This is a genomic window from Aestuariimicrobium sp. T2.26MG-19.2B, assembly GCF_950101875.1.
Classification (GTDB): Bacteria; Actinomycetota; Actinomycetes; order Propionibacteriales; family Propionibacteriaceae; genus Aestuariimicrobium; species Aestuariimicrobium kwangyangense.
The window spans coordinates 2154382-2180302 of the sequence record NZ_CATNLW010000001.1 but is presented as its reverse complement, the minus strand read 5'-3'; the positions used below and the strand labels follow the sequence as shown (position 1 = coordinate 2180302).

The following is a 25921-nucleotide window of genomic DNA, read 5'->3' as shown; positions in this document are numbered from 1 at the left end:
ATTCAACCGGGTCCCTCACTAGAGTGGGCCGCATGCCCGCGATCCACCTGCCCGACCAGCCCGCCCCCTCTGCACCCCTGAGCCCCGGCTACTCCGCCGGTGGCGTGCTCTACGTCTCGGGACAGGTGGCCAACGCCCCGGACGGAGGGATCCTCGTGGGTGACTTCGAAGCCGAGGTGGAAGGGACGCTGGACAACGTCGAGAAGGTGCTCGCTGCCGGCGGAGCCACCTGGGACGACGTGGTCAAGGTGGGTGTCTACCTGTCCAACTCGCTGCTGTTCGCGCCGTTCAACGAGATCTACGCCCGCCGACTGGGTGACCACCGTCCGGCCCGGACCGCCCTGATCGTCGACTTCGGGCACCCCAATGTCAGGGTCGAGGTCGACGCCGTGGCACACGTGGGCTCCGCCGCCTGAGTTCTGGCTGCGTCAGCCGCCCAGCGTTCCGAACAGCAGGCCGACACCGTAGGTGACGGCCATGGCGGTCGCCCCACCGAGAACATTGCGCAGCGTCGCGGGAACGGCAGGAGCCTCGCCGAGCTTGGCGCTGCTGGCTCCCGTGATGGCCAGCGCCACGGTGACGGCCAGCACGGTGACCGGAATCTTCCACGAGACGGGCGTGAGCAGCACCGCCGCGAGCGGGAGCAGGGCTCCCAGCGTGAACGACAACATCGACGCCCAGGCAGCATGCCAGGGGTTGGTCAGCTCCTCGGGATCGACCCCGAGGTCTGCTTCGGCGTGGGCGGCGAGGGCGTTGCGACTGGTGAGTTGCTCGGCGACCTGCTCGGCGAGATGGGCGTCCAACCCCTTGGCGCGATAGAGCGCAGCGAGCCGCTCCAGCTGCCCGTCAGGATCGGCCCGCAACTCCGATCGCTTGCGGTCGACGAGGCTGCGCTCCCCGTCGCGTTGGGTCGAGACCGACACGTACTCACCGGCTGCCATGCTGAGCGCACCCGCGATGACACCAGCCACACCGGCCACCAGGAGAGCGTGGCTGCTGGTGGTGGCAGCGGCAACGCCGACCACCAGACCAGCAATGCTGACGATCCCGTCGTTGGCGCCGAGCACCGCAGCGCGCAGCCAGTTCAGTCGGGTGTGGAACCCCTGGGTGCCCGAGTCACCCTCAGACGCGAGGGTCCCGAGCGAACTCGTCTGTGTCATGAGCCCACCCTGCACCCGAGTGAGATCTTTCACAAGCTAGCTTAGGCTGCCCTCACTAGGGGTGATGGTGCCGATCCGGGTCTGGTTCAGGAGTAGATCTCCTCGATGACGGGGCTCATCGCGTCGAGGAATTTCTGCCGCTTGAGCTTCATGGTCGGGGTCACATAACCCGCGTCCTCGCTGACGTCGGCGGCGACTGCCACCCAGTGGCGTACCCGCTCGGCATTGCTGACCTGGGCGTTGGCCCGGTCGACCAGGTGCTCGAGCGCCGTCAGGAGTTGGGGGTCGGTGATCTTCTCCCCGGGCAGTTGCCCCGGCTTGGCCCAACGCGTGGCCAGATCGGGGCGGTTGTTGGCCGATGCCCAGTCCGCCACCCCGGCAGGGTCAACCACCAGCAGGGCGGCGAGGTGGGGCCGCCGGTCACCGATGACGACGGCGTTGGCCACCAGGGCGTCCCGCTCGAGCACGCCTTGCCACTTCTGCGGGGAGACGTTCTTGCCCGAGTCGGTGATGATCATGTCCTTCGCACGGCCCGTGATGAACAGGCGACCGTGGTGGTCGACGCGCCCGAGGTCGCCGGTGCGGAAGAACCCGTCAGCGTCGAACTCGTCGCCGTCGCCATGGTGGTAGCCCGCGAAGACGCCGATGCCCTTCACCAGGATCTCGTCGTCCTCGGCGATCTTCAGCGTCGATCCCGGGACCAGGGTTCCGACACCGCCGATCACGCTTGCCCCCGGACGGTTGACCGTGACGGGAGCCGTCGTCTCGGTGAGCCCGTATCCCTCGAGCACCTCGATGCCGACACCGCGGAAGAAGTAGGCCAGTTGCTGGTCGAGGGGCGCGGCGCCCGAGACGAGGGTGCCGAGGTTGCCACCGAGGGTCGACCGAATCCTGGCGTAGAACAGCTTGTCGAACAGGGTGTGGCGCAGACGCAGGCTCAGGGGGGTGCGTCCCTTCCGGCCTTCCTGAACGGCCTCGAGATGACGACCCCACTCGATCGCGTCGTGCTCGGCGCGGTCGAAGACCTTGCCCAGCTTCTTCTCGGTTGCGCTCTTGCGCACTCCGGCCAGCACCTTGGCCATCACCCGCGGGACGACCACCATCATCGTCGGCCGGGCAGCCGCCAGGATCGGGATCACGCGCGAGGCGTCACGCACGTGCGTGATCCGGGTGCCGCTCACGTAGGCCCCCAGCTGCACGAACCTGGCCAGGATGTGCGCCAACGGCAGCAGCAGAACGGTGGACGCACCCTCGAACAGGATGTCCTGCAGGGTCTCGATGACATTGACGGCGAGATGGGCGAGGTTGCGGTGGGTGATGGCTGCCCCACGGGGCTCCGCTGTGGTCCCCGAGGTGTAGACCAGACTGGCGATGGTGTCGGGCGTCGCCAGGTCGGAGCGGGCGAGCAGGTCCTCGTCCGAGACCCCGGCACCCAGCGCGCGCAGGTCGTCGAGGTCGGACGAGCCGTGCATCCTCCAGATGGCGCTGAGCTCCACCCCGGCCTGTGCCGCCGCCTCGGTCACCACCTTCACGTGCCGGCCTCCCTCGGCGAAGGCGGCGACGGCTCCCGAGTCCTGCAGCACGAAGGCGGTCTGGCCCACCGTGTTCGTCTCGTAGACGGGCACCACCACACCGCCGGCGAACAGGATGGCGAAGTCACACACGGTCCACTCGTACCGAGTGGCCGACATCACGGCGACATGGTCACCGGGCTGGAGACCGTGGGCGATCAGACCCTTGGCCAGGGACTCGACATCGGCCAGGAACTCGGCCCCGGTCACGTCGACCGTTGCCTCGCCGCGGTGGACCGAGAACGCGACGGCGTCGGGATGCTCGGTGGCTCGACGCCTGACGAGTTGAGGGACGTTGCGCAGGTCGTCGGTGGGAACCGTCTGGGCAACATCAATGACAGGGGTACTCACGGTGGTCGTCCTCGTGGTGGTCTCGGGCGGCGGTGCGCGGATGTCTGCTCCACCCTACCGGCCGACCCACCCGCCCACCGGTAGGCTCGTCCGAGTGCGCGCGCTCTGGGAATTGGTCATCGGCGGCTTCCGCCGATGGGCCAGGTATCGCGTGGCCACGCTCACGGCGCTGCTGGCCAACTCCGTCTTCGGACTGATCCGGGCCAGCCTGCTGCTGGCAGCCGTCCAAGCCGCCGGGGGCACCGTCAACGGGTACACCGCAGCCTCGGCGGCCACCTATGTCTGGGTGACCCAGGCGATGCTGGGTCCCGTCGAGCTGTGGGGCAGCTACCCCCGCGAGGTCGGATTGCGCATCAAATCCGGAGACTTCGCGGTCGACCTGTTGAGGCCGGCGCATCCCTTGGCCCAGTGGTGGGCGACCGACCTCGGTCGAGGCGCATCGCAACTTCTCCCCCGGTTCATCCCGATGATGCTGGTCGGTGCCGTGACCACGGGTCTGGTGTTGCCCACGCAGCCGTGGCTGTGGCTGGCCTTCCTGTGCTCGATGGTGCTGGCCAACACGCTCTGCCTGTTCTGCTGGCTGGTGGTCAACCTGCTGGGGCTGTGGCTGGTCGACATCCGTGGCTTCCTCGTGTTCTTCATGGTCGTCTTCAACACGTTGTCAGGCTTCCTCGTCCCCGTGCAGTGGTTCCCCCACTGGTTGCGCACCCTGGTCGAACACACCTTCCTGCCCAGCATGTGGCAGACGCCCGCCGACCTGGCGACCGGCCTCGCCCGCGGCCGTGTCCTGGAGGTGCTGACCACCCAACTCGGATGGGTGCTGGTGCTGGGGCTCGTCGTGGTCCTGGTGCTGCGCTGGGGCACCCGCAGCCTGGAGGTGCAGGGTGGCTGAGCCAGTGGTCGGTTCCCGACCACGCACGGTGCTGGGCTTGGGCGACGATCGTCCGGTCACGTGGTTGGCCATGATCAGGGTGCTGGTCGGGTCACGGCTGCGCTCGCAACTGGCCTACCGCACCTCGCTCGCCCTCGACCTGTTCAGCCAGGCCTTCCTGGTGGCCAGCGAGTTCATCGAGATCTGGGTGCTGCTGGTGCACGCCCCGGTGCTGGGCGGTATGACCCTGTCGCAGGCGGCACTGGTCTACGTCTGCAGCCAGTTCGGTTTCGGACTGGCAGACCTGCTGTTCGGGGAACTGGAGAACGCTGGCGACTTCGTCAAGCAGGGCCGGCTCGAGACGCTGCTGGTACGCCCCACCTCGCTGCTGACCCAGTTGGTCACCACCGATTTCCAGTTGCGCCGACTCGGACGAGTGCTGGTCGGCGTGATCGCCTATCCGTGGTTGCTGGTGGCCACGGTGGATGACTGGACCGCCGCCAAGGTCGGTCTCGCGGTGATCGCACCCTTGGGAGGTGCGGGCATCTTCACCGGGCTGCAGGTCTGGGCCGGCGCCTTCACGATGGTGGTGGTCGACGGCAAACAGGCTTCGAACGCCGTCATGTACGGCGGCAAGTTCGCGTCGGGGGTGCCCGGAAGGGCCCTGTTCACCCCCGTTCGCGTGTTCTTCACCTTCGTGGCACCGACCCTGCTGTCGGCCTGGTTGCCGATGGCGGTCGTCTCGGGCGCAGGTCTGCCCCATGGCTGGCCCGCGTGGCTGGGGTGGTTGTCGCCTGTGGCCGCGTTGGTCGTCTGGGCGACGGGACTGGTCGCCTGGGGGCGGGCCATCAGGCACTACACCGGAGCAGGAGGGTGACATGATCATCGAGGCGAAAGAACTGGGCCGTGACTACGTGCTCCACGAGGGTTCACTGTGGCGACGCCGACGCGTGGTCAAGCCTGCACTCGACGGCTTGGACCTCACGGTGGAGGCGGGGGCCGCCGTGGGTTACCTGGGCGCCAACGGGGCTGGGAAGTCGACCACCATCAAGATGCTGACGGGCATCCTCACCCCCACCCGGGGACAGGTGCGCACCTGCGGGCTCGACCCCGTCCCGCGGCGGCGTGAGCTGGCCAGACAGATCGGGGTGGTCTTCGGACAGCGCTCCCAGTTGTGGTGGGACCTGCCGCTCGGGGAGTCATACCCGATCCTGTCGGCCATGCACCGGCTCCCGGGCCGCATCTGGAAGCCGCGATTCGACACCCTCGTGGACGAACTGGACCTGTCAGGCTTCCTCGGCACGCCCGTGCGCCAGCTCTCGCTCGGGCAACGGATGCGCGGTGAGGTGGCCGCCGCCCTGGTGCACTCCCCCGACCTGCTGATCCTCGATGAACCGACCATCGGTCTCGACATGCTGTCGAAGGAGCGGCTGCGCCATTTCCTGGTGAGGGAACGCACGGAACGGGGCACCACGCTGTTCCTGACGACCCACGACCTGTCCGACGTGCAGCGTCTGTGCGAACGCATGGTGATCATCGACCGCGGCCGGGTGGCATTCGACGGCACCGAGGCCGAACTGGCCGCCGTGACCGGGGCTCGCCGCAGGCTTGTCGTCGATGTCGTCGCGGACGACGAGCCGGTGCTGCTCGACCTGCCGGCCGGTGCCGAACAACTGCCCACGGACGACGCCAGCCGCCTGCAGGTGGAGTTCGCCTCACCCCTGACCGCGGCAGGAGTGCTGGCAGCGGTGCAGGCCCAGTGCTCGGTGGTCGACATCGCCCTGACCGAGCCCACCATCGAGGAACTGGTGGGCACGATCTACCGGCGCGCCTCGATTTCGAGCCGCACGTAGTCGACGACGGGCTCGTGCATGGCGCCTCGAACCCGTGAGAGGAAGGGCCGGTGCTCGTCGGCTGGCAGCTCGGCCAGGTACTGCCCGAGGCAGACGGCTCCCAGATAGGTCTCGAGCAGGTCAGGGTCCTCGATCCGCAACGGGTCGGGCCGAAGCTCAACGCGTTCCACCCGCCAGCCGGCTCGGGTCAGCGCCCGCTCGGTCTCGGCGACCCCGGCGAACCGGATCCCCTGCTTGGGTCGTCCGGTGACCTCGACCAAGGCCTCGTCCAGGAACGCCAGCTGGCCCTGCCCGCCGCAGTCACTGACCAGTCGCCCGCCGGGGACGACCGAGCGGGCCAGGTTGGTGAACAGGGCCTCGTGGTCGGCGATCCAGTGGAAGGCCGCCACGCTCATCACCGCGTCGACCGGCTCGATCGGAAGGGGTTCGGTGAGGTCGGCGACGAGCAGTTGGACGTGGCCCCCCAGCCGCTCTCGGGCGGCGCTGATCATGGCGGCCGAGCCGTCCACCCCGACCACCCGGGCGGTGGGCCAGCGTTCCAGCAGGGCGGCGGCGTCGCGTCCGGTACCGCAACCGGCATCGAGTACGCGCTCGTGGCCGGTCAGCGCCAAGTGGTCGAGCACTCGTTGTCCCCACGCCACGTGCGGCAGGGGAAGGGCGTCATAGGTCTGGGCATCCCATTCGCGGGTGGCCATCCGGCAGCCTCGGGCAGCGACTCAGGCGGACAACTCGCCGCGAGGGGCGAGTTTGGCCCGCGGCAGCAGTTCGGGTGCGTCCTCACCACGGACGACGGCTCCCGTGATCCGCACCCCTGCGACGTCTTCGCGGCCGGGCACCTCGTACATGACCTCGAGCAGCGTCTCCTCGAGGATGGCGCGCAAGCCGCGCGCGCCCGTGCCACGCTCCAGCGCCTTGTCGGCGATGGCGTCCACGGCGTCGGGGGTGATCTCCAGTTGCACGCCGTCGAGTTCGAACAGCTTGCGGAACTGCTTGACCAGTGCGTTGCGCGGCTCCACCAGGATGCGCACGAGGGCGCCCCGGTCGAGCGGGGAGACGGTCGAGATCATCGGCAGGCGTCCGATGAACTCGGGGATCAGGCCGAACTTGTGCAGGTCCTCGGGAGAGACGTGGCTGAACAGGTCGGTCTCGACCGCGCGGGAGGCGATCTCCTTGTTGAAACCGAGGGGGCGCTTGCCGATCCGCTGGCCGATGATGTCCTCCAGGCCTGAGAACGCACCACCCACGATGAACAACACGTTGGTGGTGTCGATCTGCAGGAACTCCTGATGGGGGTGCTTGCGGCCGCCCTGCGGCGGCACGGACGCCTGGGTTCCCTCGAGGATCTTCAGCAACGCCTGCTGCACCCCTTCACCCGAGACGTCGCGCGTGATCGAGGGGTTCTCGGACTTGCGGGCGACCTTGTCGATCTCGTCGATGTAGATGATGCCGGTCTCGGCCTTCTTCAGGTCGAAGTCGGCGGCCTGGATCAGCTTGAGCAGGATGTTCTCGACGTCCTCACCCACGTACCCGGCCTCGGTGAGGGCCGTCGCATCGGCCATGGCGAAGGGCACGTTGAGCATCTTCGCCAAGGTCTGCGCGAGATAGGTCTTGCCACATCCGGTGGGCCCGATCAGCAGGATGTTCGACTTGCCGAGTTCGACCCCGTCGTCCTCGGCCCGACGGGCAGGCGTGCTGCTGGCGGCCTGCGCCTGTACCCGCTTGTAGTGGTTGTAGACGGCCACCGCGAGGGTCTTCTTCGCGGAGTCCTGACCGATCACGTACTCATCGAGGAACGAGCGGATCTCGACGGGCTTGGGGAGGTCGTCCAGCAGACCCACGCTGGGGGTCTCGGCGAACTCCTCCTCGATGATCTCGTTGCACAGGTCGATGCACTCGTCACAGATGTAGACGTGCGGTCCGGCGATGAGCTTCTTGACCTGCTTCTGACTCTTGCCGCAGAAGGAACACTTGAACAGGTCGCTCGACTCCCCGATGCGTGCCATGTCTCCTCCTCTCGGCGCCGGTCAGCGCTTGTTTCCTTGTGTGCTGTTCTCCTTGACCGGGTGTCAAGGGCGGTTCGATCGGGTCCCGACTCTACCGTGGTGAACTTTTCGCCACCCTAACCCCGGGCCGACAGCGATGTCGGATGCACGGCCGGGACCTGGGATGGCCCGGGGTTTTGTGTCCATTCCGTGACCTGTCGGCGGGAGGCGGCAGACCCCACGGGCCGGGCCGCCGCCCGTCGACACGAGTCTCAGGAGTCCTTGAGCGAGGGCAGGATCTCGTCGATGATGCCGTACTCGACGGCCTCTGCGGCCGTCAGGTACTTGTCACGCTCGATGTCGTGGCTGACCTTGTCGAGATCCTGCCCGGTGGCGTCGGCGAGCATCCGTTCCATCAACGAGCGGATGCGCAGGATCTCGTTCGCCTGGATCTCGAGGTCGGAACTCTGCCCGTAGCCGCCTTCGGTGGCCGGCTGGTGGATCAGGATGCGGGAGTTCGGCAGGGCCAGGCGCTTGCCCTTGGTGCCGGCCGCCAGCAGCACGGCGGCGGCCGAGGCAGCCTGGCCGAGGCAGATGGTCTGCACATCGGGCTTGATGTAGCGCATCGTGTCGTAGATGGCCGTCAGCGCGGTGAACGAACCACCGGGTGAGTTGATGTACATGCTGATAGGGCGATCGGCGTCCATCGACTGCAGGCACAGCAACTGGGCCATGACGGCGTTGGCGATGTCGTCGGAGATGGGGGTGCCGAGGAAGATGATGCGATCCTCGAACAGCTTGGTGTAGGGGTCGACGCGACGCACGCCGTAGCTGGTGCGCTCTTCCCACTGCGGGATGTAGTAGTCCATCGAGGGGCCGGCCGGAGCCATCCCCCCGGGGAGTTGCGGGGTGTGCATGGTGTTGATCACTTCAGGCCTCTGGATCACTGGATGGGTGGGATCACTGGTTGGGGGCGTCGGTCTTGATCTGACTGGCCCGCTCGTAGACATGGTCGATGAACCCGTAGTCGAGTGCCTGCGCCGCGGTGAACCAACGGTCACGATCGGAGTCGGCGTTGATCTGCTCGACGGTCTGACCCGTCTGCTGCGCGATCAACTCGGCCATCTCGCGCTTGATGTGCAGCGACTGTTCGGCCTGGATCCGGATGTCGGACGCGGTACCACCGATGCCACCGGAGGGCTGGTGCATCATGATGCGGCTGTGCGGCAGGGCGAACCGCTTGCCCTTGGTGCCGGCGGACAGCAGGAACTGGCCCATGGAGGCAGCCAGGCCCATGGCCACGGTGGCCACGTCGTTCGAGATCCACTGCATGGTGTCGTAGATCGCCATGCCGGCGGTCACCGATCCACCCGGGGAGTTGATGTAGAGGTAGATGTCCTTCTCGGGGTCCTCCGCGTTGAGCAGCAACAACTGCGCGCAGATGGCGTTGGCATTCTCGTCCTTCACCTCGGAGCCGAGGAAGACGATGCGGTTGACGAGCAGCGACTGGTACACGTTGTCGCTGAGCCCGAACGGCGAGGGACCACCCGCTGCGGCACGGGGGCCCTGCCCGACGGGCGCCGGGATCAGGGGCAGATGCGATGTGTTGTTCACACCGCGAACCTACCGTGCCGACCCGACAAAACCGGAGTGGGTTCCGGTCCTTTCGCTGTTGGCGTTCGCTCAGGCTCGCGCAGTGACCGGCTCGGGATCGACGGCGGTGGCCGGTGACTCCGCGTCCTCGATCCGCGACGAGATCAGGGCATTGGCCCAGCGGGCCGAAGGATCGGCGTCGATCAGCAGCGCCTTCACCAGCAATGAGCTGGGCAGCGCCAACAGGGCGCCGAGCGGCCCCAGCACCCAGGTCCACAGGAGCAGCGAGATGAACGACAGCGTCGGGCCGAGTCCGACGGCGTTCCCGGCGATCTTGGGTTGGATGATCGACTGCACCACGAAGTTCAGCACCGAGTAGGCAACCACCACTGCGATGGCCGACTTGGGGCCGGACTGGAACAGCGCCAGCAGCGCCGGCGGAACCAACCCGATCACGAAGCCGATGTTGGGGATGTAGTTGGTGAGGAAGCTGAACAGGGCCCACACCAGCGCCAACGGAACCCCGAGTCCGAGCAGCACCGCCAGGTCGAGCACCGCGACGATCAGCCCGAAGACGGTGGTGACCACCCAGTACTTGCGGATGCCCTCGCAGAAGTGCTCGAGGGCCCCGATGAAGCGGCCGTGGCTCTGGCGGGCCACCGCCATCCTGCGCCCCATGTCGGGGGTGTCCATGACCATGAAGATCATCGCGGTCATGATCACCACCAGCATCGACAGCACCCCGCTGGTGGAGTTCACCACCGACCCGAGCACGTTGAAGACGCTCTGGGGGTTGATGCCCTTGGCCTGCTGCACCAGCCAGTCCTCGGAGTAACCGAACCGGGCCAACAGGTTGATCCCGTCCTGGTAGAGCTGCACGAACTGGTCCTGGTAGTCGGGCAACTTGGTGACCATCGCAGCGACGGACCAGCTGAAACCGGCCACGAAGAGCAGCAGCACCAGGAAGACGACCAGGCCGGCAACCGTCGCGCTGAGCCAGCTGGGCACCCTCCACTGCACCAGCTTGCGGTGCAGGGGGTAGGCCGTGATCATCAGGTTGAGCCCGAAGAACATGGGAGTGATCAGGGTCTGCAGGTCGCGCATGAACGTGAGCGCCAGCCCGGTCGCCGCGACGCCGATGACGACCATCAGGAAGCGCGGCAGGCCCGGACGACTCCCGACGGTTGACGCCTCACCGGCGTTCGACGCTGCCCGGGCCACCGGTGTCTCGACCGAGGACGAGCGTGTCGCCGCAGGTTCGACGGGTGACTGCGCACTGGCCGGCTGCACCGGCTCCAAGCCCTCGGGGTCGGGCATCGCGGTCAATTCCAGCGGCTGCTTCTTCGCTGTCCCGCCACGAGCAGAGCGCACCAGTCGGGTGAGGAAGTTCACGGTCGTCCTTCGGGGAGGGTCGGGATGGCCACCAGCACAGAGGCGCCGCCCCAGCGGGACGGCGCCTCTCAGTATGCCCGGTTCGGGGCCTTCGGCAGATCAGGCCTGCGCGTCGGTGTCGACCTCGGCGTCGGAGGCATCCGCCTCGGCGTCGGCCTTGTCGGACTTCTTGGCGGCAGGCTTCTTGGCAGCAGCCTTCTTGGCGGCAGGCTTCTTGGCCGACTTCTTCTCGGCAACGGCTTCCTCGGCCGCCTCCTGCACGTCCTCGTTGAGCGACCCATCGGGGTTGAGGGCCGACAGCACGATGACGGCACCCGAGGTGTCGGTCACGGTGGCGGCATCGACCAGCCGGGCGAGGGCCTTGCTGCGACGGATCTCGGCCATCCACTCGGGCAGGTGGTTGTGCTCCATCATGTGCTGCATCTCCTGCTCGGGGCTGGTGCCCGACTGCTGAGCCTTGCGCATGATCAGTTCGGTGAGCTCCTGCTGCTCGACCCCCACCTCGTCGTTCTCGGCGACCTGGTCGAGCACGAGCTGTGCCTTGAGGGCGTCGAGCGAGCGCTGCTCGATGTCGGCCCAGAAGGCCTCCTCATCGGTCGCGGTCTCGTCCTCTGCCTCTTCGAGGTATTGCTCGAGGGTGAGGCCGGCCTGGGTCAGCTGCTGCGTGATCTGGTTGCGACGCGCCTCGAGCTCGGAGTCGGCCAGCCCCTGCGGAAGGGGGATCTCGACCTTGGCCAGCACGGCCTCGAGCACCTTGTCACGGGCAGCGGCGGCCTGCTCCAGGCGGGCCATGCGCACCAGGGAGTCGCGCAGGTCGGCCATCATCTCGTCGATGGTGTCGAACTGGCTGACCATCTGGGCGAACTCGTCGTCGAGGGTGGGGAGCTCCTGCTCCTGCACCTTCTGCACGGTCACCTTGATGTCGGCGTCCTGACCCTTGAGGGGGCCTCCGACCAGGGTCGAGGTGAACTGCTTCGACTCGCCCGCCTTGAGCCCGGTGACGGCTTCGTCCAGGCCGTCGAGCATGCCGCCCGCACCGACCTTGTAGCTGATGCCATCTGCGGTGGCGTCCTCCAGGGGCTCGCCGTCGCGGGTGCCCTCGAGGTCGACGACCACGACATCGCCCTCGGCAGCGGCGCGGTCGACCTCCTTGGTGGTGGCGAAACGCTGGCGCAGCATGTCGACGCGCTCCTCGACGGCGGCGTCATCGACCTCGACCGGCTCGACCTCGACCGCGATGTCGTCGGTGGCGGGCACCTCGAACTCGGGGCGGACGTCAACCTCGGCGGTGAACTCGACCAGGTCGTTGTCCTCCAGCTTGGTGACCTCGATGTCGGGCTGACCCAAGGGAACGATCTTGGCCTCGTTCACGGCGTTCCCGTATGCCTCAGGAAGGGCATCGTTGATGGCCTCCTGCAGCACCATGCCTCGCCCGAATCGCTGGTTGATGACCGTGGGGGGAACCTTCCCCTTGCGGAAACCGGGGATGTTCACCTGCTCGGCGATGCTGCTGTAGGCCTTGTCGAGGCTGGGCTGCAGCTCGGCGAACGGGATCTCGACGGTCAGCTTCACCCTGGTCGGGGACAGCTTCTCAACGGTGCTCGGCACTGATTTCTCCTGATGGTGTACTGGGGCAGCGCACACCACCGGGGCGAACGCATTCCTGACAATCCTAGCGATGGCCCCGGTCGCTCACCAACCGGGGCCATCCGCTCACCGGAGCCGGCCACCTCGCCGGTTGTGGTGGGGGGTGCACTGCGAACTCGGCAACGGTGCTTGCGCGGCGACGTAGCCTCGATCCAGTCCCGGCCGTCCCGCCGGACCTGCAGTCGGAGGTGGCGGCGTGACCCGAGTTGAACCCAGTGCTGACATTCCTGAGTCCCTCGAGCAGGCCGGCAACCTGGCGGGTGAGGCCTCCCCCGCCACCGCCGCGCCGGACCGGGCGCTGCCGCCATCCTCGTCCAAGCCTTCCGGCGAGCCGCCCTCTTCGCCCCGGCCGAAGACCGGACCCCGCGCCTTCCTGGGTGTACTCGGGCCGGGGCTGGTCACGGGCGTGGCCGATGACGACCCATCCGGGGTGGCCACGTATTCGCAGGCCGGGGCGGCACTCGGTGTCGGCATGTTGTGGACGGCCCCGGCCAGCCTTCCGCTGATGTACGCCGTGCAGGAAATCTGCGACCGGACGGCCCTCGCCACTGGCGACAGCCTCGGCACCTTGGTGCGTCGGCGATTCCCCACGGCGGCACGCTGGGTGGTCGGCGTCCTGGTCGTGGCGCTGATCGTTGCCAACTGCCTCAATGTCGCGGCCGACCTGGCCGCGATCGGGTCGGGCATGGAACTGCTCCACGCCGGTCGTGACCACGTGTGGGCCGCCGTCGCCGGCGCCGGGCTCACCGCCGCGCTCGCCTGGGGGTCCTTCGAACGACTGGCGAAGGTGTTCAAGTGGTTGTGCCTGGTGCTGTTCGCCTACGTGGGGGTGCTGTTCGTCGCGAACGTTCGCTGGGGCGCCGTGGCCGCCGGCACGCTCGGCCTCCGAATGACGTGGAACTGGACCTCCATCGGGCTGGTGGTGGCGGTCCTGGGAACCACCATCTCGCCGTACATGTTCTTCTGGCAGAGCGGCCACAGGGTCGAGGAGATGCGCGCCGAGTCCGACACGACCCACGCGTCCCAGCCGCTCCCGCAACGGCCGAGGAAGGCCGCCCTGCGCAACCTGTTCCTCGCCCGGATCGACGTCTTCGTCGGAATGCTGGTGAGCACGGCCGCAATGTTCGCCATCATGGTGTCGACGGCCTCCACCATCGGACGCAATGGTCCGGCCACGATCAAGACGGCCGCAGACGCCGCCGCAGCGCTCGCCCCCATCGCGGGACAGTCCGCCTCGATCATCTTCGCCATCGGCTTCGTCTCGACCGGCGTGCTGGCCGTGCCCGTTCTGGCCAGTTCTGGGTCCATCGCGTTGGCGGGGTTACTGGGGAAGCCCTGGGGATTCGACCTGTCGGTGCGCCGGGCGCCGGTGTTCTACAGCCTGATCGGGGCCGGAACCGTGGGAGGGATCGCCATCTCCTACTTCTCCGACAACCCGGTCTCGCTGCTGGTGCTGAGCGCGACGATCAACGGCATCGCGGCGGCCCCCTTCCTGGTCGTGGTGATGCTCATCTCGAACAGTCGGACTTTGATGGGCCAGTACCGCAACGGTCGACTCTCCACCTTCTTCGGCTGGTTCACGGTGGCGGTGATGACCGCCGCCGGCCTGGCCGGCCTCTACGTCACGATCTGGAATCCCCACTAGGCGCCGGTCACCGCACTGCCGGTCAGCGGCTGAGCAGATCGCGTCGCCGGAAGCCGACCAGTCCCCCCGCCAGCAGGACCACGGCGATCACTGTCTCGATGATGACCGGCACCAGGTCGAGCGGTTCGGAGGGCAGCCGTGGCAGATGGCCCCACGGTTGCAGATCGATCAGCCACTCGGGCAGGCCGAACAGGGGCGCCAGCCAACTGCAGAACATCGACCACCCGACCGCCACCCACGCCAGCGAGAACCAGCGCGGCGCCCACCCCAGCAGCGCCATGGCGATGCCGAGCACCAACAACAGACCCGGCAGCAGCACGGCGGCCGCCCCGAGGTAGTCACCGATCATTGACCAGCGGCCGAGCTTCGCCGCCTCAGCCAGCGGCACCAGTACGCCACTGGCGAGCGCCAGCACGACCGGCACGACCAGGGCGATGCCCAGATGACTGCGGGCGAGGGCCCATCGGGAGGTCGCCGTCGAGGCCAGCACCTCGGCGTGTCCGGTGAGCTCCTCGGCATGAAGACGCGAGAGGAACTGCACTGCAGCCAGCGAGACGACGGTCACCATGATCCCGAGCATGGCGATGTAGAACGCGTTCTTCAGTTCGCCCGTTCCGCCGAGCTTCGCCATCATCTCGGCGACCTGCGGGTTGTTCGCCAGCATCGCGTCGATCTGGCTCCCGATCGAACCCATCCCGTAGGAGAAGACCAGCACCCCCAGGCTCCAGCCGATCACCCCCGTGCGGTGCAGGCGTCTGGCCAGACCGGCAGCATCGCCCAGTCCGGGCGCGGCGTCGGCTCGTCCGAGTCGGGTGGAGCGCAACCCGGAACCGAAGTCGCGTCGCGACTCCAACGAGAACGCCACGCCGATCAGCAGGAAGCTCAGCACCATTGGGAGCAGGAGCACCCACCACCGCTCGTCCGCGTAGGGACGCACCAACTGCGGCCACTCGAGGGGGATCAACCACCGCCAGGCCTGCACCCTGACGGACGAAGATCCGTCGAGCACGGCCCGGACGAGGAAGAGTCCGCCCAGAACGATGCCCGCCGCCCAGGACCGGGCCGACCTGGCCGATTCGAAGACCTGGGCGCACACTGCCGCCACCCCTGCGAAGACCCAGGAAATGGCGGTCACACCGAGCCCAGCTGCGAGGGAGCCCTTGGCCGGAGTACCAGCACCGACCATGCTGAGGGCGATCAGAACACCGAGGACGAGCGTTGCCACCATCGTCACGAGCAGTGAGCCCCCGAGAATCGCGTGTCGTCCGACGGCACCGGAGCGGACCAGTTCGGTGCGCCCCTCCTCCTCGTCGGCCCGGGTGCCGCGGATCACCCCGAAGGCGGCCACGAAGGCCGCCGTCCATCCGGTGAAGGCGCCCACCCGCCACATGGTGAAGCCACCGGCCGTCGACAGGTCGTGGGGAACACCGAGGATGGCCCGCATGGTGGGGTTCGAGCCCAGCGTGGCCATCAGTTGTTCCGGGCTGGAGCCCGGTGGAACGAGGTCGTGGTACTTCGTGACCGTCAGGGGCATCAGGGTGAGCAGGGCGAGCACCCACAACACCCAGTACAACCGGCTGCGTCGCCACGCGATGGCGGTGGTCGCACCGATGCCCGACTGTGACCTGAGCGACCACCACGGCTGACTCGGCAGCGAGAGGGTGGTCATGCCGACACCCTCCTGCCCGCGGAACGAGGAGTCCGCGCCTGGTCGGACGTGCGGGGGCGCACTTCCTGGCCGGGGACCGGTGAGGTGTCGTAATGCGCCAGGAACAGTTCCTCGAGCGAGGGCGGGTTCGACGTCAGGGCGGTGACGCCCGCCTCCCCCAGCGTGGCGAGGAGGGCCGAGAGGGCGTCGTCGTCGACCTGCGCCCGGAATCTCGATCCGTCGATCTCGACGTTGTGCAGACCGGGGCGGGCCGAGAGGTCTGCGGGGACGTCGCCGTCAAGCTCGGCCACCACCTCGGTGCGGTGCAGGTGGCGAAGTTCCGACAGGGTTCCGGACTCGACGATCCGGCCCGCCTTGATGATCGAGACCCGATCGCAGAGCGCCTCCACCTCACTGAGGATGTGGGACGAGAGCAGCACCGTTCGTCCCTCGGACGCCTCGGAGCGGAGAAGGTCGGTGAACACCCGCTCCATCAGCGGGTCGAGGCCAGAGGTCGGTTCGTCGAGCAGCAGGAGTTCGACGGGGCTGGCCAGGGCGGCGATCAGGGCGACCTTCTGCCGATTGCCCTTGGAGTAGCTGCGGCCCCGCTTGCGGGGATCGAGGTCGAACAGCTCGATCAGGTCGCGCTTGCGGTTGCGGTCGAGACCGCCCCGGGCGCGTCCGATCAGGTCGATCGCCTCTCCCCCGGTCAGATTGGGCCACAGGTTCACGTCACCGGGCACGTAGGCGAGCCTGCGGTGCAGAACGGGGGCGTCGCGCCAGGGATCGCCCCCCAACAGTCGGGCCGTACCCGACTCGGCCCGGAGCAGGCCGAGCAGCACCCGAATGGTGGTGGACTTGCCCGATCCGTTCGGCCCCAGGAACCCGTGGATGTCGCCGGTGGCGACGACCATGGTGAGCTGGTCGAGGGCGGTGACGGGCCCGAAGGTCTTGGTCAGGTCGGTGATCTCGATGGCTGTTGTCATGCTTGCCTCTCAGATGGGACGGGACGGGCCTGGTCGAGCAGATGACTGTCGGTCAGCAGGCCGTGGGTGAACAGCTCGAGGGCGGCCACCGCGTAGCGCTGGTAGACGCCCGGGTCAAGCAGGGTGGTGCCGCCCAGGCGGGCAGCAATCAGCGGTCCCAGCACCGAGGCACCGGTCGAGAAGGCGACCATGGTGGCGATGGCGGCCTCCCGGTCAGTGGGCTCGCGCATGGTTCCGGCGGCGATCCCTTCGTCCAGCAGTTGCGAGGTGACTGCGCAGAGCCGGTCGAACACGGAGCTCGCCATCTCTCCCCCCTGCTTCAGGGACGCGACGAGGTAGTTCATGATCGGGGCGAGCTCGGGATGGTCGGAGAGGTACACCTGCAGTTGCGGCAGCGAGCCGCCCGAACTGACGATCGCCTTCTCGTCGAGGATGACGGCGGTCACCCAGTCGTCACACGATTGGCGCAGCCCTTCCTTGCTGCCGAAGTGGTGGATCACCAATCCGGCCGACACCCCCGCCCGCTGCGCGACCTGCCGCACGGTGGTGCGGTCGTAGCCGAGGTCACCGAAGAGTTCGAGGGCCGCGTTGCGGATGCGTGCCTGCGGGGTGAGGTCGTCCGGTCGCGTCATTGAACTCATGTTCACCATATTGAACGCTTGTTCAGCCCTGGTCAAGATTTCTCGCCGCAAAATGCAGGATCCCGGAGGCCGACGGCCTCCGGGATCCTTGCTCAACCCGATCGGAACTTCTTCTGGTCAGGTCTTTCGCACCTGAGCGGATGACGGGAATCGAACCCGCGTAGCTAGTTTGGAAGACTAGGGCTCTACCATTGAGCTACATCCGCATGCCCCGAAGGGCGCCGCCCAGCATAGCGGTTGGCGCATCGGGCGGGCCAATCCGAAGCTGTGACCGCCGCGTGTCACCCGGCGGTCACCCCAGGGGAACGGTGACGCTCGGGGCCTTGGCCGGAACACCGTCACCAGCGTTGGCCTGGACCCTCAGCACACCCTTCTGACTGAAGACGTCGAACGTGCCGATGTCGGTCGGGTCGATGCCCATCACCGAGGCTGCCTTGGTCAGGCCCCGCTCGATGGCGGCTCCCGACACCTCACTGCGCGCGAAGGTGCCGTCCCCGAAGGGCTCGGCCTGGTCGCAGCCTCCCCAGTCCAGGGTGCCCAGCGCCTCGTCGGGGGTGCCGAAGCGGGTGACCGTGACCATGCACGGCTTGCCGTCGACACCGGTCACGGGAGCACCGATGTCCCTCACCAGCAGCTTGCCCCCCACCGTGCCCGACTTGGGCGTGGAGAAGGAGAGGTGACGAGCCTGGGGTCCCTGCACGGCCGCCACGTCCTTCAAGGCAGTGTCGATGCCACCGGTGTCCCACTGCTTGATCGGGGCGAGTTCGGCACCACCCACGGCAGTGCTCACGACCTTCTGGTTGCAGGTCACGAGCGACAACAGGGCACCGGTCGTGGTGGCCCCGACCTGGCCCTCGAGGCCCTGCTGGCACTGCTGCTCGTGCCGGGTCATGGCCTGCTCGAGGTCGGAGACCTTGAGGTCGGCGGTGTCCACCTGCTTCCAGCCGAAGTCGGACGACTCCGTCCCCTGCACCTTCGACGTCTTGCCGGTGAGCGTCGCTGTCTGCCACGCGCCATCCTTGACCGAGCGCACCCACACCTGGTCGGAGGTGACCTGCGCCCAGCCGACCTTCTGGATGCCCAGATCGGACGTCAGTTGCAGCACCCGGTCGGCGCCGGGTTTGCTGCCACCGGTGGCGCACGAAGCCAGGAGGACCACGGCCGCCAGCGCGGCCCCGACGCGGTGAATGCTCGTCACGCGGTCACGCTAACAGTCGGCAGGGCCCACGGGCTCAGCCGAAGATGCCACCCTGGTTGTCGAGGTCGATGCCACCGCCGCCGCCCGAGGTCGAGGTGGACGAGTGGGTGGTGCCGCTGGTGCCAGTCTGGTCGTCGACATTGGCATCGCCGGTCACCTGCGCCTTGGGGTCGGGCCACGCGCCGCCCTCCTTCAGGTTCACCACCGAGGAGGTGACCGTGGGAATGTCGGAGGCGACCTGTTGGGCCGACCCGCTCCACTCGCCCCGAGTCGTGATGAACGAGTCGAGCCAGGTGCGCAGTGCCGAAAAGTTGGCCTTGGCCGTCGTCGTCCGCTGGTAGTAGTTGAACGAGACGCAACCGTTCGAGCTGTCGGACGATCCGGAATCGGACCAGAACTCGAGGTTCTTCACGGGCTTGCCCGCCGCCTGCTTCACAGCCGTCTCGACCAACACCAGGGACTGGTAAACGGCCTCGAAGATGCCTGCATTGACCGCTGCCGAACTGGTGATGACGGTGTCTGCGCGGTAGCAGAGCTCTTCGAGTTCGTACATCGCCTTCTGCTGGGTTGGCAGGGCTGCCTTGAACGTACGGGCGCCCTTGGAGTTCCAGTCGTCGGCCTTCAGGTGTTTGTCGATCGTGGTCTGGTAGCCGTCGAGCGTGGTGCCCACCTGGCTCCACTTCTTGGCCTTCGACATCAGCGCATCGATGGTCTGCGACTTGGTCTCGATGGAGCTGGTGAAGGTCGTCCAGACCGCAGTCAGCAGGCCGTCGGTCTCGGTGACGAGCGCATTGACCTTCTGTTCGAAGTCACCGCGGTCGGCACAGGCGGCAGCATCCGCTCCCTGCTGGGCCTCGGTGTGGTCCTTGCTCTTGCACTCCCCGTAGAGACCGTCGATCCGCTGCAGCACACTGCGGATGGCCGGCACGCCGTGGTACGTCTTGGTCGTCGAGTAACCCTCGGCGAGAGTCACCTCGATGGTCTGGGTCGGGTCAGCCATGCGAACTCCTCAACTGCTGTGCGCCGGCTCAGTGCCAACGCGTGGATGGCGTCGCCGAGACGTGTCGTCGCACGTCCCGGTTTCACTGGTTGATCGTTGACGAAGCCTGTTGGGCCTCGGTGGTGTTGTCGCGGTACCCCTGGGCGTCCTTGGCGAGTTGCTCCGCGATGGTCGCGAAGCTCTTCGAACCGTTGGTCGACCAGCTGGTCATGTCGGACTGCAGCTTGGAGTACTCCGGGCTGACAATGGTTCCCGCGAATCCGAACTCGTCCGAGGTGGCCTGAAGTCCCTGGAGCTGTTGCGACGTCGTGCCCATGTCGGTCGAGAGCTGGTTCCAGCCGCTGGCGGTCTTCGAGATCGAGTCGGGGTCAGCGGTGATGTTCCCACTGCCCGCACCACCGGCGGAGGGGATTCCCCCTCCGCCGGCTCCGCCCAGTCCCCCGCCCGAGCCCAGTCCCCCGCCCGAGCCCAGTCCCCCGCCCGAGCTGAGCCCCGAGCCTGTTCCGGCGCCCGAGATCCCCGACCCGGCCAAGCCCGACCCGGACAGGCCGGATGCGGGGCCGGTCACGTCGGACCCGCTCAGCCCGGCACCCGTCGAGCCGGGATCCCAGCCGATGTCCGCGCCGGACCCGGCACCGGGATCGAGGGGAGCGGTGTCCGTGGTCCACCCCGCGCCGGGCACCCCGCTGCCTCCTGCGTCGCCGCCGGACAGCCCGGACGAGGTCCACGTGTCATCCACCCCGGTGTTCGCGTACTGGTCGGGAATGCCGTCGCCATCGGTGTCGATGCCACCGTCGGCAAAGGAGTCGGGAATGCCGTCCCCGTCGGTGTCGACACCGCCGCCTGTGCCGGCCCCGGCCGCTGAGGTGCCCCAGCCACCGGCCAGGCCTGCACCGCCAGCACCCAGACCGCCAGCACCCAGACCGCCAGCACCCAGACCCGCGCCACCACCACCAGCACCCAGGCCTGCGCCACCACCGAGACCCGAGGCGCCCAACCCACCACCGACACCTGCGGATCCCAGGCCGGCACCAGCACCGCCGGCACCGAGGCCCGACCCTGCTGCGCCCGCACCGGCGCCGTAGCCTGCGACGCCGGGAACCACCCCTGGGGCACCGGTTCCCGTGCCACCCAGCCCGGCAGCACTCGCGCCACCGGAGCCTGCACCAGCGCGGCCCCCACCGACAGCGCCCGGGGGCATCATCATCGGCGAGCCACCCGACTGCCCCGGGCCCTTGCCACCGGCGGCTCCGTTCGGGTCGATCAGCGCCTCGTAGACGTCGAGTTCGCCGAGTTCGTCGTCGGAATCTGCGCGGTAGCCCTCATGTCCGCTCTGCTGCGCACGCCTGATGTGCTGATCGGCGCCACGCTCGTCCGGATGGTTCGTCACCTGAATCCTCGTCTCATCATCGCCAATGCCTCATTGCGAAGCCCCTGCAGTTCACCGGTGAGTCGATCGGCCTCCCCGGGCTCGTACTGGGCGGGCTGGAAGTTCGCCAGCGCCGCCGCGTGTGCCTTGACCACCGCATCGGTGACCTCGCGCACCCGGGACTGCGCGAGCTTGCGCTCGTTGAACTGGATGCTGCCGAGATCACCGTTGAGTTCGAGGCGGATGGCGCACAACTTGTCGGGCGACTCCCCCACGGCCTCGGTGCCCCGCCACTGCCCCTCCGACTCAGGGCCGAGAGCCCCCAGACGTTCGGTCAATTGTTCGGTGCGACGCGCCAACTCGTCGATCTGTTCCCACGAGAAAGGGCGGCTGGCCTCACCCTCGTCCACCTGGAGGAGATCACTGGGGCTGTCGTCGCGGCCGTAGCTGTTGATGTAGGTGAAGGACGACGCGAAGGCCATCACCAACGGGGTGCGACCCGACTTCTCGCGCCAACTGGGCGAGAGCCGCACCTTGGTGATCCGCTTGTCGTCGTCCACCCAGACGCGGACGACTCCGTAGCCGTCCGGGAAGCCATGGGAGGGTTCCCAGGGGCCACGCCCCTCGGCAAGGACGTCGACCTCGTCGTCCCCCTGCCAGTCGTCCTGGTCCACCAGGTCCTGGTCGGGTGGGGTGAATCCACTCACCGGCGCCGCCATCGGATCCAGCTCGTCGAACTCCTCGTCGAGACCCAAGTCGTCCACCTCCTGCCACCTCGTCATCGCGCCTCCTGATCGCCCCCATCGTTCCATCCGAGGGGTCCACGTCGGGTCCTCGGGAACCCGGGACGCGCGTCCGGCGACGCGCACCGGCCTCTTGCGGCCAAGCGCTCGCGAAGACTGCGATTCGGCGAGATGCTGAAGCATGAGTCGCCGAAGCCAGCCCTTGTCAGCCATGACCCTGCAGTTCCTGGGGGCCGCCGGAACCGTCACCGGTTCGAAGTTCCTGCTCAGCCTCGGTCAGCGCCATCTGCTGGTCGACGCGGGCCTGTTCCAGGGCGAGAAGGATTGGCGTCAGCGCAACTGGGAGGATTTCCCCCTCGATCCGTCCCGGATCGGTGACGTGCTCCTGACACACGCCCACGCGGACCACTCGACGTACCTGCCACGGCTCGTCCGAGAGGGGTTCACGGGTTCGGTGTGGCTGACGGAGGGCACCGCCAAACTGGCCGCGATCGTGCTGCGCGACGGGGCCAAGTTGCAGGAGCAGCAGGCCGACGACGCCAACCGGGGGGGCTGGACCAAGCACCGGCCCGCCGAGCCCCTGTACACCCGCCAGGACGCCGAGCGGGCGATCGCCCTGTTCCGCACCGTGGAGTACGGCAGCCTCGTCGACCTCGGGGACGGCATCGCCGCCACCTGGACCAGGGCCGGGCACATCCTTGGCTCGGCCAGCATCAACGTGTGGGCCGGTGAGTCCGAGGTGCTGGTCTCGGGCGACCTGGGGCGGCACGACCATCCACTGCTGAAGCCCAGAGTGGTACCGGAGGGGGCCCGCTTCGTGCTCTGTGAGTCGACGTACGGGGATCGCGAACACCCCGAGCCCGAGGGTGAGGAGCACGAGGGGTTCGCGGCGGCCATCCGACGGACGATCGATCGCGGTGGGCAGGTGGTCGTGCCGGCCTTCGCCATCGACCGCACCGAGATCGTGCTGCGCGCACTCACCCAGATGTTCGCGAGTGGGCGGATCCCGGACGTGCCTGTCTTCGTCGACTCCCCCATGGGTCTGGCTGCGCTCGAGGTGTACTCGACGACCCATCTCGACGAGTTGCGCGAGGGCGTCACGGTCGCCGACTTCAGGGGGCTGCCCAAGTTGAAGGCGTTGCGGTCGTCCACCGAGTCAGCCCAGCTCGACCACTTCCGCAAACCCTGCATCATCGTCTCGTCCTCCGGCATGGCCGAGGGCGGGCGGGTGCTGCACCACCTGGCCAGGTTGCTGCCCTCGGAGCGCAACACGGTCGTGCTCACCGGCTACCAGGCCGTCGGCACCCGGGGCCGCCAGTTGGAGGACGGCCGACCGCAGGTGAAGATCCACGGCCACTACGTGCCGGTGAGGGCCGAGGTGGTGCGTGACCGGGAGTTCTCGGTGCACGCCGACGCGTCCGACCTGATCGACTGGCTGGCCGCGCTCAATCCGCGGCCCACGCAGATCTTCGTGGTGCACGGCGAGCCCGAGGTGGCATCCGTCTTCGCTCGCCGCATCCGTCGGGAGCTCAAGATCGACGCCGTCGTGGCGCGCCACGGAGAGGTGGTCTCCCTGGCGCCGCGGCCCGCGTCCGTGGACCCCCATGACGAGGAACTGGACTTCGAGTCCATCGTCGCCACCGGGCACACGGACTGACCCTGGTGGCGCTGTGGTGCGCCGCCCACCCCGGGAGTAGCGTGCGACCTGCTCGACCAGCGTTGGCGAGCGAGGCCGTTCGGCGAGGAAGGCTCGACCATGCGCGTGTCAGTGCCCACTGAGGTCAAGAACAACGAGTTCCGCGTGGCCATCACGCCGGTGGGTGTGCACGAGTTGGTGCGCCGCGGCCACGAGGTCATCATCCAGTCCGGAGCCGGCCTGGGGTCATCCATCGCCGACGAGGAGTACATCGCCCAGGGGGCCCGACTGGTCGACGACCCGGACGAGGTGTGGGCCCACGCCGACCTGGTCGTGAAGGTCAAGGAGCCCGTCGCCGAGGAGTACCACCGACTACGCGACGACCTCATGCTGTTCACCTACCTGCACCTGGCAGCGGATCGGGCCGGCACCGACGCCCTGCTGGCGGCCGGCACCACCGCCATCGCCTACGAGACCGTGCAACTACCGTCGGGTCTGCTTCCCCTGCTCTACCCGATGAGCGAGGTGGCCGGCTGCCTCGCCCCCCAGGTCGGCGCCATGGCGATGACCCGTACCCACGGCGGTCGCGGGCTGCTGATGGGAGGGGTGGGTGGCGTCGCCAACGCCAAGGTGGTCATCCTCGGTGGTGGCACGGCCGGGCAGAACGCCGCCAACATCGCGATGGGCATGGGAGCCGACGTCACCATCCTCGACACCGACCTGGACAAGCTGCGGTCGACCTTCTGGCGGTTCCAGAACCGGGTGACCCAGCTGGCCAGCTCGGAGTTGGCGGTGCGCCATCAGGTGCTGGAGGCCGACCTGGTGATTGGCACGGTGCTCGTGCCGGGCGCTCGGGCGCCGAAGCTGGTCACCCACGAGATGGTGGCGCAGATGAAGCCGGGGTCGGTGCTCGTCGACGTGGCCATCGACCAAGGGGGCTGCTTCGAGGACTCACACCCCACGACCCATGGCGACCCCACCTTCACGGTCGAGCAGTCCATCTTCTACTGCGTGGCCAACATGCCGGGCGCGGTGCCGCACACATCGACCTGGGCACTCACCAACGCCACCCTGCCCTACACCGTGAAGCTGGCCGAGCACGGTTGGCAGGAGGCGATGCGTGGTGACCCTGCCCTGGCCGGCGGGCTCAACACCCACGCCGGACGAGTCGTGCACCCGGCGGTTGCCGAGGCCTTCGGCTTGGAGCATCGTCCGGTGGCTGAGGTGGTCGGCTGAGCTCCCCACGCATCGCGACCGATGGTCGGGGCGACAGGACTCGAAGTAAGGGCGCATGGAACCGCGGAAGTCCCAGCCATCGTACATAATCGCGAGTTGACAAGGGGTTTTGATCTCGATCAAGTGAAATCGAGACACCATGGATGCCAGAGAGATTTGGCACCGACTTGGCACGATTGGCAGACCGGCCTGCCGCCCCAAGGACGCGAAGTGCTCCGTGTGCGGCGTAGGCCCACCCAAGGGAGTCTGGCACCTGCCGTCGAAGAAGTTCCAGGACCGGTTCACCGCTCCCGATCGCACCAGTCGCTCTGCCTTGTTCGAGACGTCTGCGGACGCTGAAGCGTGCTGGGTGGACCCGCTTGGGAGAGTACTTCGTAGGGGAAGATCCCTCCCGGCACATCAGCGGGGCGAAGAAGGCCGAAGAGCGGGTGCGTTCAGCACTGGACATTCGCCCTGTGCCTCTTGATGAGCGGTTCGAGATGTTCGCTAATCAGCCGCTGGACCCCTTCGGCGCCTACCCCAACACCGGGGCTGGCGCTAATACCGGACCCTTCCCGCTCCCCAGCAACTACCACGAGCTGCTGTGTCGCGAGGTGTTGAAGCAGCGCCTGCGGCAAGACGCTCAGGGAGTGTTGGTTGACGAGCGCACGCAGATCGTTGCGCTGCCCGAGCTCGAGTCCCTGGCGCAGCTGCTGGCTGAACCCGACGTGGATGCTGAATACCAGGTCGAAGGCCTCTGGCCCACCGGTGGCCGCGTGGTACTGGTCGCCCCGCACAAGGCTGGCAAGTCCACACTCGTGGCGAACCTCCTGCGAAGCTTGGTGGACGGCGAGAAGTTCTTGGATGAATTGAGAGGGCCCCTGCGCGCCGAGTCGTCCTTCTTGACGACGAACTTAACGAGCGATTGTTGCGGCGCTGGCTCCGCGACCAGGGCATCCCACGCCAAACGGCCGTTCGGTGGTCAGCCTGCGGGGAAACTTGGGCACCTTTGACATCCGCGAGCGTTTGCCGCAGACGATGTGGGCCGGCGTTCTGTCCGGGGACGACATCGTAATCCTCGACTGTCTCCGCCCGGCTCTCGACGCGCTCGGGCTGTCAGAGAACACGGAAGCCGGCCAGTTCCTCACCGCTTTCGGCGAGCTCTTGGGGGAAGCATGTGTCCCGGAAGCGATCGCGATCCACCACACGGGCCACGCCGGTGAAAGGTCGCGGTGGGACTCGCGCATTTTGGACCCAGATGCCATCTGGTCGCTGCGCCGCGATGGCGAAGATGCTGGAGCCAACGTGGCCTCTGCGCCTAGGTACTTCTCTGCCTACGGGCGTGACGTCGAGCAGCCAGAACGTCGTTTGGACTTCGCCGCACGCGGACAGCGGTTGACGTTGAGTGGAGCAACGCGTA

The 25921-nt window shown here is 67.7% G+C and carries 23 protein-coding genes and 1 tRNA gene; 8 read left to right on the top strand and 16 right to left on the bottom strand.

Features of this window, described 5'->3' with window-relative positions:
- Nucleotides 1–32: 32 nt before the first annotated feature.
- Entirely contained in the window at nt 33–416 is a 384-nt protein-coding gene (locus QQZ11_RS09670; RefSeq protein ID WP_284550088.1) for a RidA family protein, read from the top strand.
- A gap of 12 nt (nt 417–428) precedes the next feature.
- Here the strand turns inward: QQZ11_RS09670 and QQZ11_RS09665 are convergent, their stop codons facing one another.
- Together QQZ11_RS09665 and QQZ11_RS09660 are read right to left on the bottom strand one after the other, a co-directional pair.
- Complete coding sequence (locus QQZ11_RS09665) at nt 429–1160, bottom strand: VIT1/CCC1 transporter family protein (RefSeq protein ID WP_284550087.1); 732 nt, start codon at nt 1158–1160, stop codon at nt 429–431.
- Nucleotides 1161–1246: 86 nt separating this feature from the next.
- Nucleotides 1247–3082 carry an AMP-dependent synthetase/ligase gene (locus tag QQZ11_RS09660; RefSeq protein WP_284550086.1) on the bottom strand — a complete coding sequence of 612 codons (1836 nt, stop codon included), beginning with the start codon at nt 3080–3082 and terminating at the stop codon, nt 1247–1249.
- A gap of 94 nt (nt 3083–3176) precedes the next feature.
- On the opposite strand from QQZ11_RS09660, the gene QQZ11_RS09655 reads away from it, so the two are divergent.
- The 3 genes from QQZ11_RS09655 to QQZ11_RS09645 are packed head-to-tail and all read left to right on the top strand — an operon-like array spanning nt 3177 to nt 5806.
- Entirely contained in the window at nt 3177–3974 is a 798-nt protein-coding gene (locus tag QQZ11_RS09655) for an ABC transporter permease (RefSeq protein ID WP_284550085.1), read from the top strand.
- Nucleotides 3967–4830, top strand: coding sequence for an ABC-2 family transporter protein (locus QQZ11_RS09650; RefSeq protein ID WP_284550084.1), 864 nt, complete (start codon nt 3967–3969; stop codon nt 4828–4830). The genes QQZ11_RS09655 and QQZ11_RS09650 overlap by 8 nt, the downstream gene beginning before the upstream one ends.
- 1 nt (nt 4831) lies before the next feature.
- Nucleotides 4832–5806, top strand: a complete 975-nt coding sequence (locus tag QQZ11_RS09645; protein ID WP_022910919.1) for an ABC transporter ATP-binding protein — start codon at nt 4832–4834, stop codon at nt 5804–5806.
- Here the strand turns inward: QQZ11_RS09645 and QQZ11_RS09640 are convergent.
- The 6 genes from QQZ11_RS09640 to tig all read right to left on the bottom strand — a co-directional run bounded on the left by QQZ11_RS09640 (nt 5773) and on the right by tig (nt 12381).
- Nucleotides 5773–6501, bottom strand: coding sequence for a class I SAM-dependent methyltransferase (locus QQZ11_RS09640; protein ID WP_022910918.1), 729 nt, complete (start codon nt 6499–6501; stop codon nt 5773–5775). The two genes, QQZ11_RS09645 and QQZ11_RS09640, sit on opposite strands and share 34 nt — an antisense overlap.
- 21 nt (nt 6502–6522) lie before the next feature.
- Entirely contained in the window at nt 6523–7809 is a 1287-nt protein-coding gene (gene clpX / locus QQZ11_RS09635) for an ATP-dependent Clp protease ATP-binding subunit ClpX (protein ID WP_022910917.1), read from the bottom strand.
- Between the two features lie 251 nt (nt 7810–8060).
- Nucleotides 8061–8798, bottom strand: coding sequence for an ATP-dependent Clp protease proteolytic subunit (locus tag QQZ11_RS09630; RefSeq protein ID WP_446698820.1), 738 nt, complete (start codon nt 8796–8798; stop codon nt 8061–8063).
- A complete protein-coding gene (locus QQZ11_RS09625) occupies nt 8749–9378 on the bottom strand; it encodes an ATP-dependent Clp protease proteolytic subunit (protein WP_281166943.1) in 630 nt (209 codons plus the stop codon). The genes QQZ11_RS09630 and QQZ11_RS09625 overlap by 50 nt, the downstream gene beginning before the upstream one ends.
- A 93-nt stretch (nt 9379–9471) precedes the next feature.
- Entirely contained in the window at nt 9472–10698 is a 1227-nt protein-coding gene (locus QQZ11_RS09620; RefSeq protein ID WP_446698844.1) for an AI-2E family transporter, read from the bottom strand.
- A gap of 174 nt (nt 10699–10872) precedes the next feature.
- Nucleotides 10873–12381, bottom strand: a complete 1509-nt coding sequence (tig, locus tag QQZ11_RS09615; RefSeq protein ID WP_284550082.1) for a trigger factor — start codon at nt 12379–12381, stop codon at nt 10873–10875.
- Nucleotides 12382–12616: 235 nt separating this feature from the next.
- On the opposite strand from tig, the gene QQZ11_RS09610 reads away from it, so the two are divergent.
- On the top strand, nt 12617–14065 hold the full coding sequence (locus QQZ11_RS09610) for an NRAMP family divalent metal transporter (protein ID WP_284550080.1): 1449 nt from the start codon (nt 12617–12619) through the stop codon (nt 14063–14065).
- Nucleotides 14066–14087: 22 nt separating this feature from the next.
- Here QQZ11_RS09610 and QQZ11_RS09605 read toward each other — a convergent pair whose 3' ends face one another.
- The 8 genes from QQZ11_RS09605 to QQZ11_RS09570 all read right to left on the bottom strand — a co-directional run bounded on the left by QQZ11_RS09605 (nt 14088) and on the right by QQZ11_RS09570 (nt 21689).
- Complete coding sequence (locus tag QQZ11_RS09605; RefSeq protein ID WP_284550079.1) at nt 14088–15734, bottom strand: ABC transporter permease; 1647 nt, start codon at nt 15732–15734, stop codon at nt 14088–14090.
- Nucleotides 15731–16699 carry an ABC transporter ATP-binding protein gene (locus tag QQZ11_RS09600; RefSeq protein WP_284550078.1) on the bottom strand — a complete coding sequence of 323 codons (969 nt, stop codon included), beginning with the start codon at nt 16697–16699 and terminating at the stop codon, nt 15731–15733. The genes QQZ11_RS09605 and QQZ11_RS09600 overlap by 4 nt, the downstream gene beginning before the upstream one ends.
- Complete coding sequence (locus tag QQZ11_RS09595; RefSeq protein ID WP_284550076.1) at nt 16696–17340, bottom strand: TetR family transcriptional regulator; 645 nt, start codon at nt 17338–17340, stop codon at nt 16696–16698. The genes QQZ11_RS09600 and QQZ11_RS09595 overlap by 4 nt, the downstream gene beginning before the upstream one ends.
- 135 nt (nt 17341–17475) lie before the next feature.
- A tRNA-Gly gene (locus tag QQZ11_RS09590) sits at nt 17476–17546 on the bottom strand.
- An 86-nt stretch (nt 17547–17632) separates the two neighbouring features.
- Nucleotides 17633–18538 carry a hypothetical protein gene (locus QQZ11_RS09585; protein ID WP_284550074.1) on the bottom strand — a complete coding sequence of 302 codons (906 nt, stop codon included), beginning with the start codon at nt 18536–18538 and terminating at the stop codon, nt 17633–17635.
- A gap of 34 nt (nt 18539–18572) precedes the next feature.
- Nucleotides 18573–19538: a hypothetical protein gene (locus QQZ11_RS09580; RefSeq protein ID WP_284550072.1), complete on the bottom strand. Its 966-nt coding sequence runs from the start codon at nt 19536–19538 to the stop codon at nt 18573–18575.
- Nucleotides 19539–19620: 82 nt separating this feature from the next.
- The gene (locus tag QQZ11_RS09575) at nt 19621–20928 is read right to left on the bottom strand and encodes a hypothetical protein (protein ID WP_284550070.1); all 1308 of its coding nucleotides are present in this window, start codon (nt 20926–20928) and stop codon (nt 19621–19623) included.
- The gene (locus tag QQZ11_RS09570; protein WP_284550068.1) at nt 20925–21689 is read right to left on the bottom strand and encodes a hypothetical protein; all 765 of its coding nucleotides are present in this window, start codon (nt 21687–21689) and stop codon (nt 20925–20927) included. The genes QQZ11_RS09575 and QQZ11_RS09570 overlap by 4 nt, the downstream gene beginning before the upstream one ends.
- Before the next feature lie 142 nt (nt 21690–21831).
- Between QQZ11_RS09570 and QQZ11_RS09565 the strand changes: the two genes are divergently transcribed.
- From QQZ11_RS09565 to QQZ11_RS09555, 3 genes are all read left to right on the top strand, one after another.
- Entirely contained in the window at nt 21832–23307 is a 1476-nt protein-coding gene (locus QQZ11_RS09565; protein ID WP_284550067.1) for an MBL fold metallo-hydrolase RNA specificity domain-containing protein, read from the top strand.
- 99 nt (nt 23308–23406) lie between these two features.
- Nucleotides 23407–24522: an alanine dehydrogenase gene (ald, locus tag QQZ11_RS09560; protein WP_284550065.1), complete on the top strand. Its 1116-nt coding sequence runs from the start codon at nt 23407–23409 to the stop codon at nt 24520–24522.
- 359 nt (nt 24523–24881) lie between these two features.
- Complete coding sequence (locus QQZ11_RS09555) at nt 24882–25514, top strand: AAA family ATPase (protein ID WP_284550064.1); 633 nt, start codon at nt 24882–24884, stop codon at nt 25512–25514.
- Nucleotides 25515–25921: the final 407 nt, after the last annotated feature.